Origin of the sequence: Nocardia sp. BMG111209 (genome assembly GCF_000381925.1) — a bacterium.
Classification (GTDB): domain Bacteria; phylum Actinomycetota; class Actinomycetes; order Mycobacteriales; family Mycobacteriaceae; genus Nocardia.
On record NZ_KB907307.1, the window covers coordinates 1636981 to 1652945 of the forward strand.

16 protein-coding genes are annotated in these 15965 nt (G+C 70.8%); 11 read left to right on the forward strand and 5 right to left on the reverse strand.

What is annotated here, in order from left to right; genetic code table 11:
• Positions 1-79 precede the first annotated feature (79 nt).
• The 3 genes from G361_RS0107405 (at position 80) to G361_RS0107415 (ending at position 2224) form a co-directional block, all read left to right on the forward strand.
• On the forward strand, positions 80-817 hold the full coding sequence (locus G361_RS0107405) for an SDR family oxidoreductase (RefSeq protein WP_019926430.1): 738 nt from the start codon (positions 80-82) through the stop codon (positions 815-817).
• Positions 818-845: 28 nt separating this feature from the next.
• Entirely contained in the window at positions 846-1640 is a 795-nt protein-coding gene (locus G361_RS0107410; protein WP_026342788.1) for a HugZ family protein, read from the forward strand.
• 110 nt (positions 1641-1750) lie between these two features.
• Positions 1751-2224, forward strand: coding sequence for a DUF6294 family protein (locus tag G361_RS0107415; protein WP_019926432.1), 474 nt, complete (start codon positions 1751-1753; stop codon positions 2222-2224).
• 32 nt (positions 2225-2256) lie between these two features.
• Here the strand turns inward: G361_RS0107415 and G361_RS0107420 are convergent, their stop codons facing one another.
• The gene (locus G361_RS0107420) at positions 2257-2976 is read right to left on the reverse strand and encodes an SDR family oxidoreductase (RefSeq protein WP_019926433.1); all 720 of its coding nucleotides are present in this window, start codon (positions 2974-2976) and stop codon (positions 2257-2259) included.
• Between the two features lie 69 nt (positions 2977-3045).
• Between G361_RS0107420 and G361_RS0107425 the strand changes: the two genes are divergently transcribed.
• The gene (locus tag G361_RS0107425; protein ID WP_019926434.1) at positions 3046-3642 is read left to right on the forward strand and encodes a TetR/AcrR family transcriptional regulator; all 597 of its coding nucleotides are present in this window, start codon (positions 3046-3048) and stop codon (positions 3640-3642) included.
• A gap of 104 nt (positions 3643-3746) precedes the next feature.
• On the opposite strand, the gene G361_RS0107430 is transcribed toward G361_RS0107425, so the two are convergent.
• Positions 3747-4625, reverse strand: coding sequence for a LysR family transcriptional regulator (locus tag G361_RS0107430; RefSeq protein ID WP_036494677.1), 879 nt, complete (start codon positions 4623-4625; stop codon positions 3747-3749).
• Positions 4626-4784: 159 nt separating this feature from the next.
• Here G361_RS0107430 and G361_RS0107435 point away from each other — a divergent pair, with 159 nt between their 5' ends.
• The 5 genes from G361_RS0107435 (at position 4785) to G361_RS0107455 (ending at position 10242) form a co-directional block, all read left to right on the forward strand.
• Positions 4785-5699, forward strand: coding sequence for a DMT family transporter (locus G361_RS0107435; RefSeq protein ID WP_052172746.1), 915 nt, complete (start codon positions 4785-4787; stop codon positions 5697-5699).
• Complete coding sequence (locus G361_RS0107440) at positions 5696-6388, forward strand: SMI1/KNR4 family protein (protein ID WP_019926437.1); 693 nt, start codon at positions 5696-5698, stop codon at positions 6386-6388. Before G361_RS0107435 ends, G361_RS0107440 begins: the two co-directional genes overlap by 4 nt.
• An 82-nt stretch (positions 6389-6470) precedes the next feature.
• The gene (locus tag G361_RS0107445) at positions 6471-7703 is read left to right on the forward strand and encodes a site-specific integrase (protein ID WP_052172632.1); all 1233 of its coding nucleotides are present in this window, start codon (positions 6471-6473) and stop codon (positions 7701-7703) included.
• A 256-nt stretch (positions 7704-7959) separates the two neighbouring features.
• On the forward strand, positions 7960-9411 hold the full coding sequence (locus G361_RS0107450) for an amidase (RefSeq protein WP_026342789.1): 1452 nt from the start codon (positions 7960-7962) through the stop codon (positions 9409-9411).
• A 75-nt stretch (positions 9412-9486) separates the two neighbouring features.
• The gene (locus G361_RS0107455) at positions 9487-10242 is read left to right on the forward strand and encodes an alpha/beta fold hydrolase (RefSeq protein ID WP_019926440.1); all 756 of its coding nucleotides are present in this window, start codon (positions 9487-9489) and stop codon (positions 10240-10242) included.
• 40 nt (positions 10243-10282) lie between these two features.
• On the opposite strand, the gene G361_RS46720 is transcribed toward G361_RS0107455, so the two are convergent.
• From G361_RS46720 to G361_RS0107475, 3 genes are all read right to left on the reverse strand, one after another.
• Entirely contained in the window at positions 10283-11647 is a 1365-nt protein-coding gene (locus G361_RS46720; protein ID WP_019926441.1) for a pentapeptide repeat-containing protein, read from the reverse strand.
• On the reverse strand, positions 11644-12273 hold the full coding sequence (locus G361_RS50225; protein WP_196814433.1) for an RNA polymerase sigma factor: 630 nt from the start codon (positions 12271-12273) through the stop codon (positions 11644-11646). The genes G361_RS46720 and G361_RS50225 overlap by 4 nt, the downstream gene beginning before the upstream one ends.
• Before the next feature lie 454 nt (positions 12274-12727).
• On the reverse strand, positions 12728-13306 hold the full coding sequence (locus G361_RS0107475; protein ID WP_036494683.1) for an ABATE domain-containing protein: 579 nt from the start codon (positions 13304-13306) through the stop codon (positions 12728-12730).
• A gap of 77 nt (positions 13307-13383) precedes the next feature.
• Between G361_RS0107475 and G361_RS0107480 the strand changes: the two genes are divergently transcribed.
• On the forward strand, positions 13384-14649 hold the full coding sequence (locus G361_RS0107480; RefSeq protein ID WP_019926445.1) for an MFS transporter: 1266 nt from the start codon (positions 13384-13386) through the stop codon (positions 14647-14649).
• Positions 14646-15926, forward strand: coding sequence for an FAD-binding protein (locus G361_RS42650; protein WP_019926446.1), 1281 nt, complete (start codon positions 14646-14648; stop codon positions 15924-15926). The genes G361_RS0107480 and G361_RS42650 overlap by 4 nt, the downstream gene beginning before the upstream one ends.
• Positions 15927-15965: the final 39 nt, after the last annotated feature.

The following is a 15965-nucleotide window of genomic DNA, read 5'->3' on the forward strand; positions in this document are numbered from 1 at the left end:
CCTCCCGAATCATATAGACGAACCGTCCATATCGTATTAGTGTACGGATCGTACACATATTCTCGGGACGGGAGAGATCATGAGCACGGTGGACCGCGTGGCGATCGTGACCGGCGGATCGGGCGGTATCGGGGGTGCGGCGGCCCGGCGGCTGGCGGCCGCGGGAACGGCTGTGGTGGTGCACTACTCGGGTAGCGCCGCGCGGGCCGAGCAGGTGGTCGCGGAGATCACGGCCGCGGGCGGGCAGGCGGTGGCGGCCGGTGGCGATGTCGCCGACCCCGCCGCGATGGCGGCCCTGTTCGAGGTGGCCGAGCGGGAGTTCGGCGGGGTCGACGTGGTGGTGAACACGGCCGGGATCATGCTGCTGGCGCCGCTGGCCGAGATGGATCTCGACGATTTCGACCGCACACTGCGGGTGAACGTGCGTGGCACCTTCGTGGTGTCGCAGCTGGCCGCGCGCCGGGTGCGGTCCGGGGGTGCGCTGATCAACTTCTCCACCTCGGTCACCCGGTTGCAGCAGCCGACGTATGCCGCCTATGCGGCGTCGAAGGGCGCGGTGGAGGCCATGACGCTGATCCTCGCGCGCGAGTTGCGCGGCCGGGACGTCACGGTGAACGCGGTCGCGCCGGGCCCGACCGCCACACCGCTGTTCCTCGAGGGTAAGAGTGCGGAGGTGATCGATCGGATCGCCGCGGCGGCCCCGCTCGGGCGGCTGGGCACACCGGAGGACATCGCCGAGACCGTGGCATTCCTGGCGGGGCCCGGCGGCCGCTGGACCAACGGTCAGGTCCTGTACGCCAACGGCGGAATCGCCTGACGCGCCGGGCTGCCATAGCCTGGAGGGCATGTCATCCGACCACGGCAGGCCGTCCCGCTCCCCCGCGACCCCGCTGACCTCCGTCGCCGACGCCGCGCGGCCCTCGCCCGCAGAGGAGGCGAGAACCGTTGCGGCGGCGACGAATACGGCCACGTTGGCGACCCTCACCGGCGAGGGCGGCGATCCCTGGGCCTCGTTCGTGACCTTCGGCCTGCTCGACGGGCAGCCGGTGCTGTGCCTGTCGCGGATGGCCGAGCACGGGCGCAACCTGGAGGTCGACGCGCGGGCGAGCCTGGCGATCGTGGCCCCGGACATGCCGGCCGATCCGCTGGCCGCGGCGCGGGTGACGCTCGCCGGGATCGCGGAACGACCGCAGGGCGAGGAGGTGGCCGCGGCCCGGCAGGCCCATCTGGCGGCGGTCCCGGCCGCGTCGATCTATGTGGACTTCACCGATTTCACGCTGTGGGTGCTGCGCGTGGAGCGGGTGCGCTGGGTCGGTGGTTACGGGCGGATGGATTCGGTGACCGCCGAGGACTATGCCGCTGCCGCACCGGATCCGATCACACCCGGCGCCGGGCGGGCCGTCGCGCATCTCAACGACGACCATGCCGATGCGCTGCTGGACATGGCGCGGGTCCTCGGCGGCTATCCGGATGCCACTGCGGCCGTGTGTGATCGCGCCGACCGGTACGGTCTGGATCTGCGCGTCGAGACGCCGCGCGGGCCCGCCGCGACCCGCGTCGGATATGCCGCTGCGCTCACCTCACCCGGTGAACTGCGCTCGGCCACAGTCGAATTGACGAGGATCGCGCGGGCCGGCTGAGCTGTTCCGGCGAGGGTGGGTCACGTTCGGGTAGTGCGGTACGCGGGTGCTCGCCGAGCCCGTGTCCGATACTGGATGCCGATCCTCGATCCGCACTTCAGGAGGCCGTCGTGGCCGTTTCCCTTCTCCGTATCCTGTCCCGATCCGTAACCGCCGCGGTGCTGGCCGCGGCCGCGGTCACCGGCGTGGCCGCCTCCGCGCAGGCCGACGACACGCCGAGCAAGCAGTACCTCTGGAACGTCGACATGCACGCCGGCGACTGCACGATGTTCCGCGGCGCGACCTGGGTGGTGGTCGCCGACGGTACCGCGCATTTCGACGGCCTGGTCACCAGCGGCAGCAACAACGACGCCTGGCTGATGCACGCCCAATTGATCGGCGCCGGTGGGAAATACCTCGGCAACATCATCGCCCAGGAACCGGGGGTCGACGACATCGGGCGCTTCGTCCAGAATCTGCCCGACAAGCGCCGTCAGTATCCGTGGCACATCGACGCCACCTACAACGTCGGCAAGCTGGGGCCGCACGGTGTCTCCGAGGTGTTCGAACAGCTGGAGACCATCCATCTGCAATCCCACTGCTGACGTTCGCGGATCGCGTTGTGACGCAATTCGATTCAGGCCATCGACACCAGCCTGGCGCCCCCGTCCGCCTCGACGACCGTGCCGGTGATGGTGCGGTTGGTCGCGACGGCGACGGTGATGTCGGCGATGTCCTCGGCGGTGGCGATGTGCCGCGCCGGTAGCCGCTGCGCGGCCTGGGTGAAGTAGTCGCGGCGGGCTTGCTCGGGAAGCGCGCTCCACCACGGGGTGTCGACGAATCCGGGCGAGACGGCGTTGACGCGGATCGGGGCCAGTTCGGCGGCGAGCGGTTTCACCAGGGCCTCCACCGCGCCGTTGACGGCGGCGATCCCGGCGGTGCCGGGCATGCCCGCGCGGGCGGTGACGGCGCCGATCAGCGTGATCGAGCCGGTGGGGGCCAGCTGCGGCAGGACCGCCTGCACGGTGGCGAGGTGGCCCCAGAACTTGGCGTCGAAGGCGCGGCGCAGCACCGAGTGGTCGAGGTCGGCGATCGGGCCGACGCCCTCGCTGCCGGCGAGCGTGACCACCAGCCAGTCGATACTGCCGATCGCCGCGGCCACGGTCGCCATCGCGGCGCGGTCGGCGCCGTCGGCCCGGTGACCGATCAGGGCCGGGTCGCTATCGGCGGCCGCGGCCAGGCGCTCCTCGCCGCGGGCGGCGATGTGGACGGTCGCGCCGCGCTCCCGCAACAGCCGGGCGGTGGCCAGGCCGATGCCGGAGGTGCCGCCGACGACGAGGGCTACAGGGGCATTCATCAGGTCTTTCCCTTCCGAGGTATTTCGAACCGGTACGTCTCGGTTCGATTCACGCTAACATCGGTACCGATGAACGACAAGCCCACCGCCCGCCCCGGGCGCAAACGCAGCGAGGACAGCCGGATGGCGATCCTCGGCGCCGCATTCGAACTCACCGCCGAACGCGGGTACGCCGGGTTGACGATCGAGGGCATCGCGGCCCGCTCCGGCGTCGGCAAGCAGACCATCTACCGGTGGTGGCCGTCGAAGGCCGATGTGCTGCTCGATGCGCTGGCGACCAAAGCCGATCTGTACGTGCCGATTCCGGACGAGGGCGGTTATTCCGCCGATCTGCGGAAGTTCCTGGCGGACAGTTTCGCGCTGGGCGGCAACGAGACCGTGGTGGCGGCGTTGCGGGCACTGATGGCACATGCCCAGGTGGACAACGAGTTCGGGCTGCGGTGGCGTGGCGAATTCCTGCAGCGGCGGCGCGACGCGCTGCTGGTCATCGTCGAACGCGCCGGCGCGCGCGGCGAGACGCCGCCGGGGCTGAGCCCGGAGACCGTGGCGGACATCGTGTTCGGCACCATCTGGTATCGGCTGCTGGCCACCGATCGGCCGGTATCCGGTGAGCTGGCCGACGAACTCGTCACCGCGATCACGGGAAGCCTTGCGCCGCAACCGTGATCGGGTCCGCGGTGGGGGTGGTGGTGATCGGCCTACTGCGCAGGTGGTGGTGATCGGGTCTGCTTTGTGCCCGGTGGTGATCGGTCCGCTGCGCGGAACAGCGATCAGGTCTGCTGCGCGACGGTGGTGAACAGGTCGACGGCGCGGCGGGCGGCGGGGTGTGCGGTGCGGTCCTCGCGGATGGCGAGGGCGATGCGGCGGACCGGGGTCGGGTCGATCAGCGGGCGGGCCAGGACCTGTGGGGGCAGGTCGACAGCGGCCAGCCGGGGCATCACGGTGATGCCGATTCCGGTGGCCACCAACGCGATCGCGGTGGGATAGTCCGGGGCCTGGACCTGGAAGGCGGGGGTGATGCCCGCCCGCGCGCAGGCGTCGAGCAGGACGCGGCGGCACGGGCCGTCGGTGTGCTCGTTGTCGATCCAGGGGCGGTCGGCGAGGTCGGCGAGGCGCACGTGGGGTTCGGCGGCCATCGGGTCGTCGCGGTGCAGGCCGACGACGTAGGGGTCGGCGGCGAGGTGGTGTACCCGGACGCCGGGTGGGGGCGGGGACTGCGGGTCCTCCACGAAGATCTCGATATCGCGTTGGCCTTCGGCGTATTCGGCCATGCGCAGTTCCAGTCGCAGGTCCGGGAATTCGCTGCGCAGCGCCTCGACCACCGGTGGTAGCCAGGCCGCGCTGACGGAGCCGAAGTAGCCGATCGACAGGCTGCCCGCCCGGCCGGCCCGCAGGTCGCCGACCATGGTGTCCAGCCGGGTCAGTTCCGCGAACAGGCGGTCGGATTCGGCGGCGAGGGCTCGCCCGGCGGTGGTCGGTAGCAGGCCGCGTCCGGATCGTTCGACCAGTCGCAGGCCGGTCTGCCGTTGCAGGGCCGCGAGTTGCTGGCTGGCTGCCGACGGGGTGTAGCCGAGGGCGGCGGCGCTGGCGCGGAGCGAGCCGGTCGCGACGATCGTGCGCAGCAGGCGCAGCCGCGTGATGTCGAGCATTCTCGAATCGTACAGTGGCACTGAACAGTTGTGCCGGATCGTTCGCTTGTGCTGTCCGATGGCGGCGGTGACGATGGCGAGATGATCACAGACTCCGCTCCGGCGCCGCGTCCGATAATCGCTTGTGCCGACGAGGGTTCCGCCGCGAGGATCACCGGCGTGAGCACCGAATCCACGATCGCGCCACCGCGTACCGGTATCGATGTGCCCAGCGCGGTGGCCGCGCTGGTGACCGTGGTGCTCTGGTCGTCGGCGTTCGTCGCGATCCGCGATGCCGGTCCGGCGTTGTCGCCGGCGCCGATGGCGTTGCTGCGGCTGGCGGTGGCGGCCGTGGCGTTGTCGGTGCCGGTGCTGGCCCGCGGTGGGGTGGTGGCCCGGCTGCCGCGGTCGGGGCGGCCGTGGTTGCTGGTCGTCGCGTATGCGGTGCTGTGGCTGGCCGCGTACACCGTCGCGCTCAACACCGGTGAGCGGCATGTGGATGCGGGGACCGCCGCGCTGCTGGTGAACCTGGCGCCGCTGCTGGTAGCCGTCGCCGCGCCGGCGCTGTTCGGGGAGCGGCTGACCCGCTGGTTGCTGCTGGGTGCGGTGGTCTCGCTGGCCGGGGTCGCGTTGATCGCGTTCGGTTCCGGTGGTGGGCATCGCGACGGTCTGGGTGTGCTGTTGTGCCTGCTGGCGGCGGTCCTCTATGCCGTGGGTGTGCTGGTGCAGAAACCCGCATTGCGCCATGTGGATCCGCTGACCGCGATCTGGCTGGGGTGCGCGATCGGCACGGTGGTGCTGCTGCCGTGGGCCCCGCAGTTGGTCACCGAACTGGCCGCCGCACCCGCGCGTACGATCGCCGACGCCGTCTATCTCGGATTGGTGCCCACCGCACTGGGTTTCACCCTGTGGTCGTTCGCGTTGCGCCGCACCGACGCCGGTCGCCTGGCCGCGAGCACGTATGCGGTTCCGGCGATCTCGACGCTGATGTCGTGGCTGCTGCTCGGCGAGGCCCCCACCGCCGTGGTGTTCGCCGGTGGCACGATCTGCCTTGTGGGCGTGGCGATCTCGCGGCGGGTGCCGCGCCGGTCGTGACGCATGACTGGTCGGATGTTCCCGGGCGGCTCGCGCGCCTGGCCGCGGTTCCGGACGCGAACAAGGTCTTCGGTGCCGCCGGACACGGATGGCGCCTCGAGCCACCGCTGAGCACAGCCGAACCGGGTGCGGTCGAGGGTCGACTGGGAGTGGTTCTGCCGGAGGAGTATCGAGCGTTCCTGCCGGCAGTCGGACGGGGCGGGGCCGGGCCGGCGTACGGGTTGTTCCCGGTGGTGCGGGTGGACGGGCGGTGGCGGTGGGACGGTGACGGGGCGGGCCTGACCCAGCTCGACGCGCTGGCGCAACCGTTTCCGTATGCCGCGGAGTTCAATCCCGCGGACGGACTGCCCGACGCACCCGTGGAGGCGGCCTTCGAGTCGGGTGCGGCCTTCGAGGCCGCGGTGGACGAGTACTGGGAACAGCGTGACGAGATCGTCTACGGGCGGCGGCATTCGGTCGGGCTGCTCTACCTGTGTCATCTCGGTTGTGCCCTGCGGGAGGCCCTGGTCGTCAGTGGGGAGTCGCGGGGGCAGATGTGGGCCGACAATTCCGCCGATTACGGCGGATTCGTGCCGCTGGTCGACGACGACGGAAACCGGATGGGTTTCGCGCAGTGGTATCGGCGGTGGCTGGATCGCAGTGAGATCGATTGCGGCATAACCGGTTCGGTGTCACTGTCCGGTCGCTGACCGCCGGCTTCCCGCGACGGCGGCCGCATTCACGGCACGGCGCTGGGCGGTTTGTGCTGGCCGGGGTGAGAAGGTGGAGGGGATGACGATCGAATCTCGGGTGCCGCCGGATGCCCCGGCCGGTGTGGTTGCCGTGCCGGAGACCGTGCGGGCCGAATTGCGGCGCGGGGTGCGCAGTGTCCTGGTGGACGCGGTGGCGTTGCGGCTGGTGCGGGAGCGGTTCGACGACGAGCAGGCGGGAGCGCTGCGGCGGTATCTGGAGGCGTCGCAGTCGCCGAACACGGTGCGCGCCTACCGTTCCGATTGGATCGGGTGGTCGGCGTGGTGCGCCGCGGAGGGGCGGCAGGCGTTGCCCGCGGACGCGCTGGATGTCGCGGTGTATCTCGCGGCGGCGGCGGATGCGCGCCGGGAGTCGGGAGCGTGGGCGTTCGGGGCGGCGACGCTGGAGCGCAAGAGTGCGGCGATCGCGGCGGTGCACGCGGCCAACGGGTTGCCGTCGCCGACGCGGTCGGATGTGGTGCGGTTGACGTTGCGCGGTATCCGGCGGACGCGGCGGACCCAGCCGGCGCGGAAGCGGCCGGTGCTGCTGCATACGCTCGAGCAGTTGCTCGCCGGGCTGCCGGCGGCGGGGTGGCCGACCGAACCGGCGCGGCGGCGTGATGCGCTGGTGTTGCTGGTGGGGTTCGCGGGTGCGTTGCGGCGCAGTGAGCTGGCGGGGCTGCGGATCGGGGACGCGCGGGTGGATCTCGATCATGCCAGCGGTGAGCCGATCCTGTTGATCCAGTTGCCGGTCACCAAGACCGATCCGACCGGCGCAGCGGCGCAGCGGGTGGCGTTGCCGCGCGGGCAGCGGCCGCACACGTGCCCGGTCTGCGCGTTCGCGGATTGGCTGCGGTTGCGCGAGATTCACGCCGGCGACAGTGATCGCGGGGTGCGCATGTGGTCGGACGGGCTTGCGGCGCAAGGGGATCCGGCGATCCATCGCTGTCACGGGTTCACCGGGACCAGCCTCGCCGATCCGGAACTGCCCTTGTTCCCGGCGATTTCGCGGCACGGCGGGATCGGCGCGACGGCGATGTCGGGACGGGCGGTCGCGGAACTGGTGAAGCGGTACGCGGCGCGCGCCGGGCTCGATCCGGCGTTGTTCTCGGGCCATTCGCTGCGCGCGGGGTTCGCCACGCAGGCAGCGTTGGGTGGGGCCAGCGACCGGGAGATCATGCGGCAGGGGCGGTGGTCCAATCCGCGCACGGTGCACGGGTACATCCGGACGGCGAATCCCCTGGAGGACAATGCCGTCACCAAATTGGGGTTGTGAGTGCTTTATCGGGTGAATTGCGTTTCGGTGCAGCACTCGGAGTCGAAGGATATTGAGATATCCGTCCCGTTGCGCTGATCGGCAATTCATGGCCTCCGCCGAGGTATTCAACCCATGACAGACACTGTGACCAGGTGTTATGGTATGTAATTCCCGTGATTTTGCGATCGATCCCGTCTATCTTGATTTCTCGCGGTGAATATGGCCGCCTTGTGCGAGGATTCGGCATGTGCGGTACGCCGGTAGGGTCCGATTCATGGAGTGGAGTTTTGTTTCGGCCGACAAGCTTGTGGCCGCATTGCGTGCCGGTGAGGTGACCTCGGTGCAACTGACCGAGGAGGCGATCGCCCGGATCGAGCGCGACGACACGGTGATCAACGCGATCTGTGTGCCGGATTTCGATCGTGCGCGGGTCGCCGCGCGGCGGGCCGATCAGGTGCGCGCTCGGGGCGAGGATCGCCCGTTGCTCGGAATTCCGGTGACGGTCAAGGAGTCCTACGATATCGCCGGGCTACCCACGACCTGGGGTATGCCGCAGTATCGCGACTTCGTCCCGGCCGAGGACGCGGTGCAGGTGTCACGGCTTCAGGCGGCCGGTGCGGTGATCCTGGGTAAGACCAATGTGCCGCTGGGGCTGCAGGATATGCAGAGCTTCAACGAGATCTACGGCACCACCAACAATCCGTGGGATCACGCTCGCACGCCGGGCGGGTCCTCCGGCGGATCGGCGGCGGCCCTCGCCGCCGGATTCGGCGCGCTGTCCATCGGTTCCGACATCGCCGGTTCGCTGCGCACCCCGGCACATTTCTGCGGCGTCTACGGACACAAGCCGACCCTCGGTCTGGCGGCTCCTCGGGGCATGGTCGCGCCACCCGGCCCGGCCTTGCCGACCGACCTCGACCTCGCCGTCGTCGGTCCGATGGCGCGCACCGCCGCTGACCTGACGTTGCTGCTCGACGTGATGGCCGGACCGGATCCCCTGACATCCGTTGTGGCGCACCAGGTTACGCTGCCGCCCGCACGCCACGACCGGCTCGCCGACTTCCGTGTCCTGGTCCTCGACGAGCATCCGCTGCTGCCGACCGGGTCCGCGGTGCGGGCCGCGGTGAACCGGGTGGCCGACGCACTGGTCGACGGCGGTGCCCGCGTCGCGCGGCAGAGCCCGCTGCTGCCCGATCCGGCCGAAGCCGCGCGGCTCTACACGCATCTGCTGTTCTCGGGCTCCGTCGCGCGCTTTCCCGTCGCAACCTACGAGCAACTGCGAACGCGCGCCGCCGGCCTGAGCGCGGACGACCGGAGTCTGGATGCGGCACGGTTGCGCGGCATGGTGTCCAGCCACCGCGACTGGATCGAGGCGAGCCACCGTCGCGAACTCCACCGCCACGGCTGGCGGCAGCTGTTCGCCGAATTCGACGCCGTGGTGTGCCCGATCACGCCCACTGTCGCGTTCCCGCACGACCACGACCCCGACCTGCTGGCCCGCCGGATCGACATCGACGGCGCCGAGTACCCGTTCTTCGACCAGCTCGTCTGGGCCGGTGTGGCCACCATGCCCGGCCTGCCCGCGACCGCCGTCCCGGCGGGCCGCTCCCCTGAGGGCCTTCCGGTGGGAGTGCAGCTGATCGGCCCGATGTTCGAGGACCGCACCCCGCTGCGGCTGGCCGAACTGCTCGAGGAGAAGATCGGCGGCTTCCGCGCACCGCAGTAGCAGGCACTGGTCGGACGGCGAATCCGTTGGCGGACAACGCCGTCCCCGACCGGGGTTTGTAGGATCGGATGCACCATGGTTGTTCATCGATTCACCGGCTTCGACGGCACGCCGCTCGCCTGGCACGAGATCGGGGCCGGCCGGCCGCTGATCTTTCTGCCCGGGTTCGGGGGTGTCGGGTCGTTCATGGTCGAATACGGGCCGGTCGCGGCGATCGCCGAGCACGGGTTTCGGGTGCTCGTTCCGGACTCGCGCGGGTCCGGGGAGAGTGCGGCGCCGGACGATTCCACCGGGTATCCGGCGGATGTTCTCGCCGATGACGGGTTGGCGCTGGTCGCGCATCTGGGGTTCGGCGACGGCGAGTACGACCTCGGGGGCTACTCGCTCGGCGCGCGGATCGCGGTGCGCATGCTGGCGCGTGGCGCCCGGCCGGGCCGCGCGATCGTGGCCGGGCAGGGACTGGCGAAGGTCAGCGGCCCGCAGCGTGGTGGGGAGAATCATCGCGTGCTCACCGCACTCGTCGGCGGCGTTGTTTTCGAGCCGGATTCACCGGATGCGCGCGTCGTGCGGGCGCTGTCGATGGCGGGTACGCCACCGCGCACATTGCTGAGTGTGCTCGACTCGCTCGTCCCGACATCCGAAGCCGATCTGCGCCGGATCATCGTCCCGGCGCTGGTCGCGATCGGCGATCGGGACGACCGTGGTGATGCGGACCAGTTGGCGGCGCTACTGGGTGATGCGCGGTTCGTCCGGGTTCCGGGTGATCACGGAAGTGCCTTGGCCGCACCCGAACTCGCTGCCGCGATCGTGGCGTTCCTGACCGAGGCGTAGCTCTGGGGGCCGCCGGTGCGGCGCGGCAGTGGTGACCGGGCTATTCCTCGGTGGGGTGGCCGCCGAGCAGGGCCGAGGACGGTTTCCGGGTCGTGGTCTCGTTCGGTTCGCGCGGATCGGGCGGGGTGGGGATTGCGGTCGGTGTGCCGGGTGGCGGGTTGAGTTTGTAGCGGCCTCGGCCCAGTGGCGCCGACAGCCGGAGGGCTTCGGCGCGGTGTCGGCCCCAGTGGGTGTGTTCGGACCAGATGACTTCGGTCAGTTCGGTCAGTGGGGGTAGTGCGGCGCGGGAGAGGTCGGTGTCGATGAGGACGGTGTGGGTGAGTACGGCGCCGGTGAGGTTCGCGCCGGTGAGGTTCGCGCCGGAGAGGTTGCAGCGATACAGGTAGCAGCGGCGTAGATTCGCCCCCGACAGGTCGGCTCCGGCGAGATCGGTGCCGTGCAGGTGAGCGCCGGCGAGGTAGGCGCCGGTGAGGATGGCGCCGGTGACCGTTGCGGCGGCCAGGTCGGCGCTGGCCAGGATGGCGCCGGTCATATCGGTGTAGGAGAGGTCGGCCCGCATGAGTACCGCGCTGGTCAGGTCGGCGCCGGTGAGATTGGCGCCGGTGAGGGTCGCACCGGTCATGCGGGTGCCGGCGAGGCGGCAACTGGACAGGTCCGCGCCGGTCAGGATCGCCGAGGTGAGCTCGGTCCGGGACAGTTCGGCGTAGGCCAGGCCGGCGGCGGTGAGGTCGGCGCCGAACAGGTTCGCTGCGCGCAGGAAGCTGCCCTGCATGCGGGCACGGGCCAGTTGCGCGCCGATCAGGTTGAGGCACAACAGGTCCACGGTGCGGACGTCGGCGCCGGTCAGGTCCACCACATCCGAGGCCGCGGTCTCGCCGGTCGTCCGTGGTGTGGCGGGGCGGCCGGAACCACGGCCGACGGCGGACAGCGCGGCGTCGCGGCGTTCGGCTTCGAGCCGGAGGGCGGCGCGGTGCTCGGTCTCCCGGGCCGCGGCCCGTCTTCGCTGCGCTTCGGCCGCGCTCCGCCGTCGATACCGATCCCGGCGCATCTCGATCCAGCCCCAGAGCGGCAGCGCGCCGAGCACGGCCGACAGGATCGGCCACCAGCCGCCCAGGCAGGCCAGGAATACGGCGACCGCGGTGATCGTGCCGTTGAGGACCTGCAGACCGTGGCGGGCGTTGAGCCGCCCGACCCGGTCCTGCAGCGATGTCATCCATTCCAGGATCCGGTCGGGTTCCTCCGCCGCGGCGGCATCGGCGCGCAGGGCGGACCGGATGCGGGCCCAGTCCGCGATCGGATCACCGTCGCCCATCAGCGGGGCGAAGTGCCCGTCGAGTTTCTCGAACGCGTGCCGGGCCGTGATCGGCTGGGGCGCTCTCGTTCTCGGCTCGTGGTGTCCGGTCATACCGTGACCTCTCCTCTCCCGTCGGTGGCGGACGGACTGCGGCTGGGCTCGTGGTCGGGGAAGGTCAGTTCGATTCCGTCCCAGTGCGCGGCTGCCCGGAGTCGCTTCAGCGCCGAATACCGGTGTGTCCGAACGGTGGCGACGGTCGTGCCCAGTGCGGTCGCGATCTCCTTGTCCGACTTGTCCATCCACCACGTCATCACCGCCACTCGCCATTGGGCGGCGGTGAGCAGTTCCGCGGCCGCCGCGGCGAACCGGTCGTCGAATTCGCCCCGGATCATCTGCTCGAGGTGATCGGGGACGTTCGCGGCGACGGTGTCCGGCGCGTCGTCACAGGGGTTCTCCCACATCAGCCGCCTGGTGTCCTTGCGCCACATATCGGTCACGCAGTTGTCCGCCGTGGTTTTCAGCACCTTGATGACCTCTTCGTCGGGCATCCGCGCGAGTGTCGTACTGTCCGCGCGGTATCGGCGGAGGACGTGCAGGAACACCTCACTGAGACATTCGTCGACCAGATGCGTGTTCCAGCGCAGGACGATGCGCAGGTGCCGGCGCAGTTCGTGGCGATGAGTACGGAAGATCCGCTCGAAAACGGCCTGGGGCAACTCATTACGACGCCGTCTCATGCAGCCGGAATCCCCCGCGTCGGCGGTGACACCGCAACGCAGGGACGCTCCCACGGTCGCGGGCCGACCACCACGACACACGCCGAGGCCGTCGTTCCGCGCCGCGACAGGTGAACGACCCGGCTGCCGCCCGGCGCCTCGCGCAGGATCATTCGGGTCGTGGCGAACCGCTCGAAGCCCAGTATGGAATCGACTGTGCCGCGCCGGATTCCGGCTAGTCCCAGGAGTACGAACCCGAGCGGCGGCGCGACGGTCCACAGTTCCCGGACCCAGGAAATCACGATCATGCCCGGATAACGTACCGGGGCTGCGAAACATGAGGATTCGCAGGTCGAGCCCGCGAATGTGCGACGGCGGTTCCGCGCTGCGGAGGTTCGCATCACCGACATTCGGATCGATCGTATTCGCGCGAATCGTATTCGCGCAGTGCGGATTCGCGCCGGTGACCGCGGCGTCAGCGCGCCGCGCGGTCGCGCAGGGCCTGTTTCTTGGCGCGGTTGCCGCAGGTGCCCATCGAGCACCAGCGGCGGGTGCCGGGGCGGGACAGGTCGAGGAACAGGGCCTGGCAGTCGTGTCCTTCGCAGATCCGCAGGCGCGGAATCAGATTCGAGGTGGCGAGGTCCAGGGCGTCGCGGGCGATCAGGGTGAGGGTGGCGGCGATCGGGTCGGGGGCGGTGCGGTGCAGGTGGCCTCGTGAATCCAGTTGCGGCGCTGGGGGGTTCGCGGCGGCGAGGTCGTTGAGCAGGGTGCGGGCGGCGGGTGGGCAGTCGGCCGGGGTGCCGGTGCGGGCGCAGGTGAGCAGGGTGTGGACCGCTTCGCGGAGTTGCCGCGCGGTTGCCACGTGATCGGCGGGGGCGGGTTGGGTGCCGGTGGCCACCGTGCGGGGGGCGCAGTGGGCGATCCAGGCGGTGAGGGCGGCCTCGTCGGTGAGTTCCTCGGTTTCGGCGGGGGTGCCGCGGTGGCGGAGGGTGCGGACGAGGTCCAGGCACAGGCGGCCTGCACCGGAGCGGAACCGGGGAGCGGGAGGGTTCACGCCGACCACCCTACGCCGGAACCGGTTTGACTGGTACCGTCGGGGAACCATTCAAACCGGTTCTTGGTGAGGTTCCCATGTCACTTCCCGATTCCTTCTCCCCTGGCGGCGAGCCGTCGCTGTCGCGGCCCGCGGTCGCCGCGCTGGCGCTGGCCTGCGGGGTGGCGGTCGCCAACGTGTACTTCCCGCAGGCGCTGGCCCCGGCCGTGGCGACGGGGCTGCACATCGCGCCGCATACGGCCGCGCTGGCGGTCACGGCCACCCAGATCGGTTATGCCGCAGGTATTTTCCTGTTCGTCCCGCTGGGTGACCGGGTACCGTATCGGCCGCTGCTGACCGCGCTGCTGGGGCTGACCGCGGCCGGGTCGCTGCTGGCGGCGCTGGCGCCGTCACCGGCGGTGCTGCTGGTGGCCGCGGTGGCGATCGGGTTCACGACGGTGGTGCCGCAGATCCTCGTCCCGATGGCGGCGGGGCTGGTCGCGCCGCAGCGGCGCGGGGCGGTCACCGGCACGTTGCTCAGCGGGCTGATCGGCGGAATCCTGTTGGCGCGCACGTTCTCCGGGACGCTGGCGCAGTGGGCGGGCTGGCGGGCGCCGTATGCGGTGGCCGCGGTGGCGGCGCTGCTGCTGACGCCGCTGGTGCGGCGGGTGGCGCCGGGGACGCGGTCGGTGTCGCGGCGGTCGTATCCGGCGTTGCTCGGTGATGCGGTGCGGTTGCTGGGCAGCCAACCGGCGTTGCGGCGGTCGGCGGCCTATCAGGCGGTGGTGTTCGCGGCGTTCAGCGCGGCGTGGACGGCGCTGGCGTTGTGGGTCACCGGGCCGCGGTACGGGCTGGGGACCGCGGTCGTGGGTCTGATCGCGCTGGTCGGGGCGGCGAGTATGTTCGTGACGCCGTGGGCGGGGCGGGTCGCGGATCGGCGCGGGCCGGATCGGGTGACGTCGCTGGCGCTGGCGGCGATGTTCGTGGCGGTGGGCGTGCTGTGGCTGGGGGTGCTCGGGGGGACGGCCGGTCTGGTCGCGGTGACCGCGGGCATGCTGCTGCTGGATGTGGCGACGCAGTCCGGTCAGGTCGCCAATCAGGCGCGCATCTTCGCGCTGCCCGGCGAGTTCCGCGGCCGGCTCAACACCGCGTACATGACGTGCGCGTTCCTCGGCGGCAGCGTGGGGTCGTGGCTGGGGGTGCGGGCCTACGAGGGGTTCGGCTGGAACGGGGTGTGCGTGGTGGTGCTGGCCGCCGCGGTCGCGGCGTCGGCGCGGCATGTGGTCCACCTGGCGCGGCGGCCGCGGACGGCGGTTACCGTGACCGGGGTGGAGACCGGGACAGCGACGGAGAACGTGGCGTGACGCACACCAACTGGGCGGGCAATGTCGTGTTCGGCGGGCGGATCCACCGGCCGGGCAGCGTGGCCGAACTCGGCCGGATCGTGGCCGGCGGTGATCGGGTGCGCGCCCTGGGGACGGGGCATTCGTTCAATCGGATCGCCGATACCACCGGGGATCTGGTGTCGGTGGCCGGGTTGCCGGCCCGGGTCGAGATCGACGCGCCGAACGCGACGGTGACCGTATCGGCGGGGTTGCGGTACGGAGCGTTCGTGCGGCAGTTGGACGAGGCGGGGTTCGCGCTGGCGAATCTCGGTTCGCTGCCGCACATCTCGGTGGCGGGGGCGATCGCGACGGGCACCCACGGGTCCGGGATCGGTCACGGGAGTCTGGCGACGGTGGTCGCGGGGCTGGAACTGGTCACCGCGACCGGGGAGGTGGTCGAGATCCGGCGCGGGGAGCGGGATTTCGCGGGGATGGTGGTCGGGCTCGGCGGTTTCGGGGTGGTGACCGCGGTGACCCTGGATCTGGTTCCGGCGTTCGAGCTCGCGCAGTACGTGTACGAGGATCTGCCCGTCGACCGGTTCACCGCGGCGGCGGCCGCGATCCTCGGGGCCGGGTACAGCGTGAGCCTGTTCACCCGCTGGCTCGGCGACCGGATCGATCAGGTGTGGCTGAAGGGTCCGCACGAGACCCCGGAGGCGGTGTGGCACGGGGCTTCCCGCGCCACGGCGGCACGGCATCCGGTGCCGGGTATGGCGGCGCGGCACTGCACCGGGCAGCTGGGCATGCCCGGTCCGTGGTATCGGCGGCTGCCGCATTTCCGGCTCGAGTACACCCCGAGCAGCGGACGCGAACTCCAGTCGGAGTTCTTCGTGCCCGCGGACCGGGTGGTGGACGCCTTCGCGGCCCTCGACGAGATCCGGGCGCGGATCGCGCCGGTGCTGCAGATCGGCGAGATCCGCACCGTCGCCGCCGACGAGCTGTGGCTGAGCCCGGCGGCCGGACGGGATTCGGCCGCATTCCATTTCACCTGGATCGACGATGCCGAGGCGGTGGTGTCGGTGGTGTCGGCGATCGAGGAGCGGCTCGCGCCGTTCGCGGCGCGGCCGCACTGGGGCAAGGTGTTCACCGCCGGGCCGCAGCGGCTGCGCGAACGCTACGACCGGTGGGCGGATTTCGCGGAGTTGCTCGGGGTGTACGACCCGGCGGGCAAGTTCCGCAACGACTTCCTGGATCGCTACTTCCCGCGCGAGCCCGCGGCCGGAACCGATCTGGACATTCGATCAGTTGATGGGTGAGAATTGCCGCTCGCCGGTCCCGCACTCGCCGATGAGGAT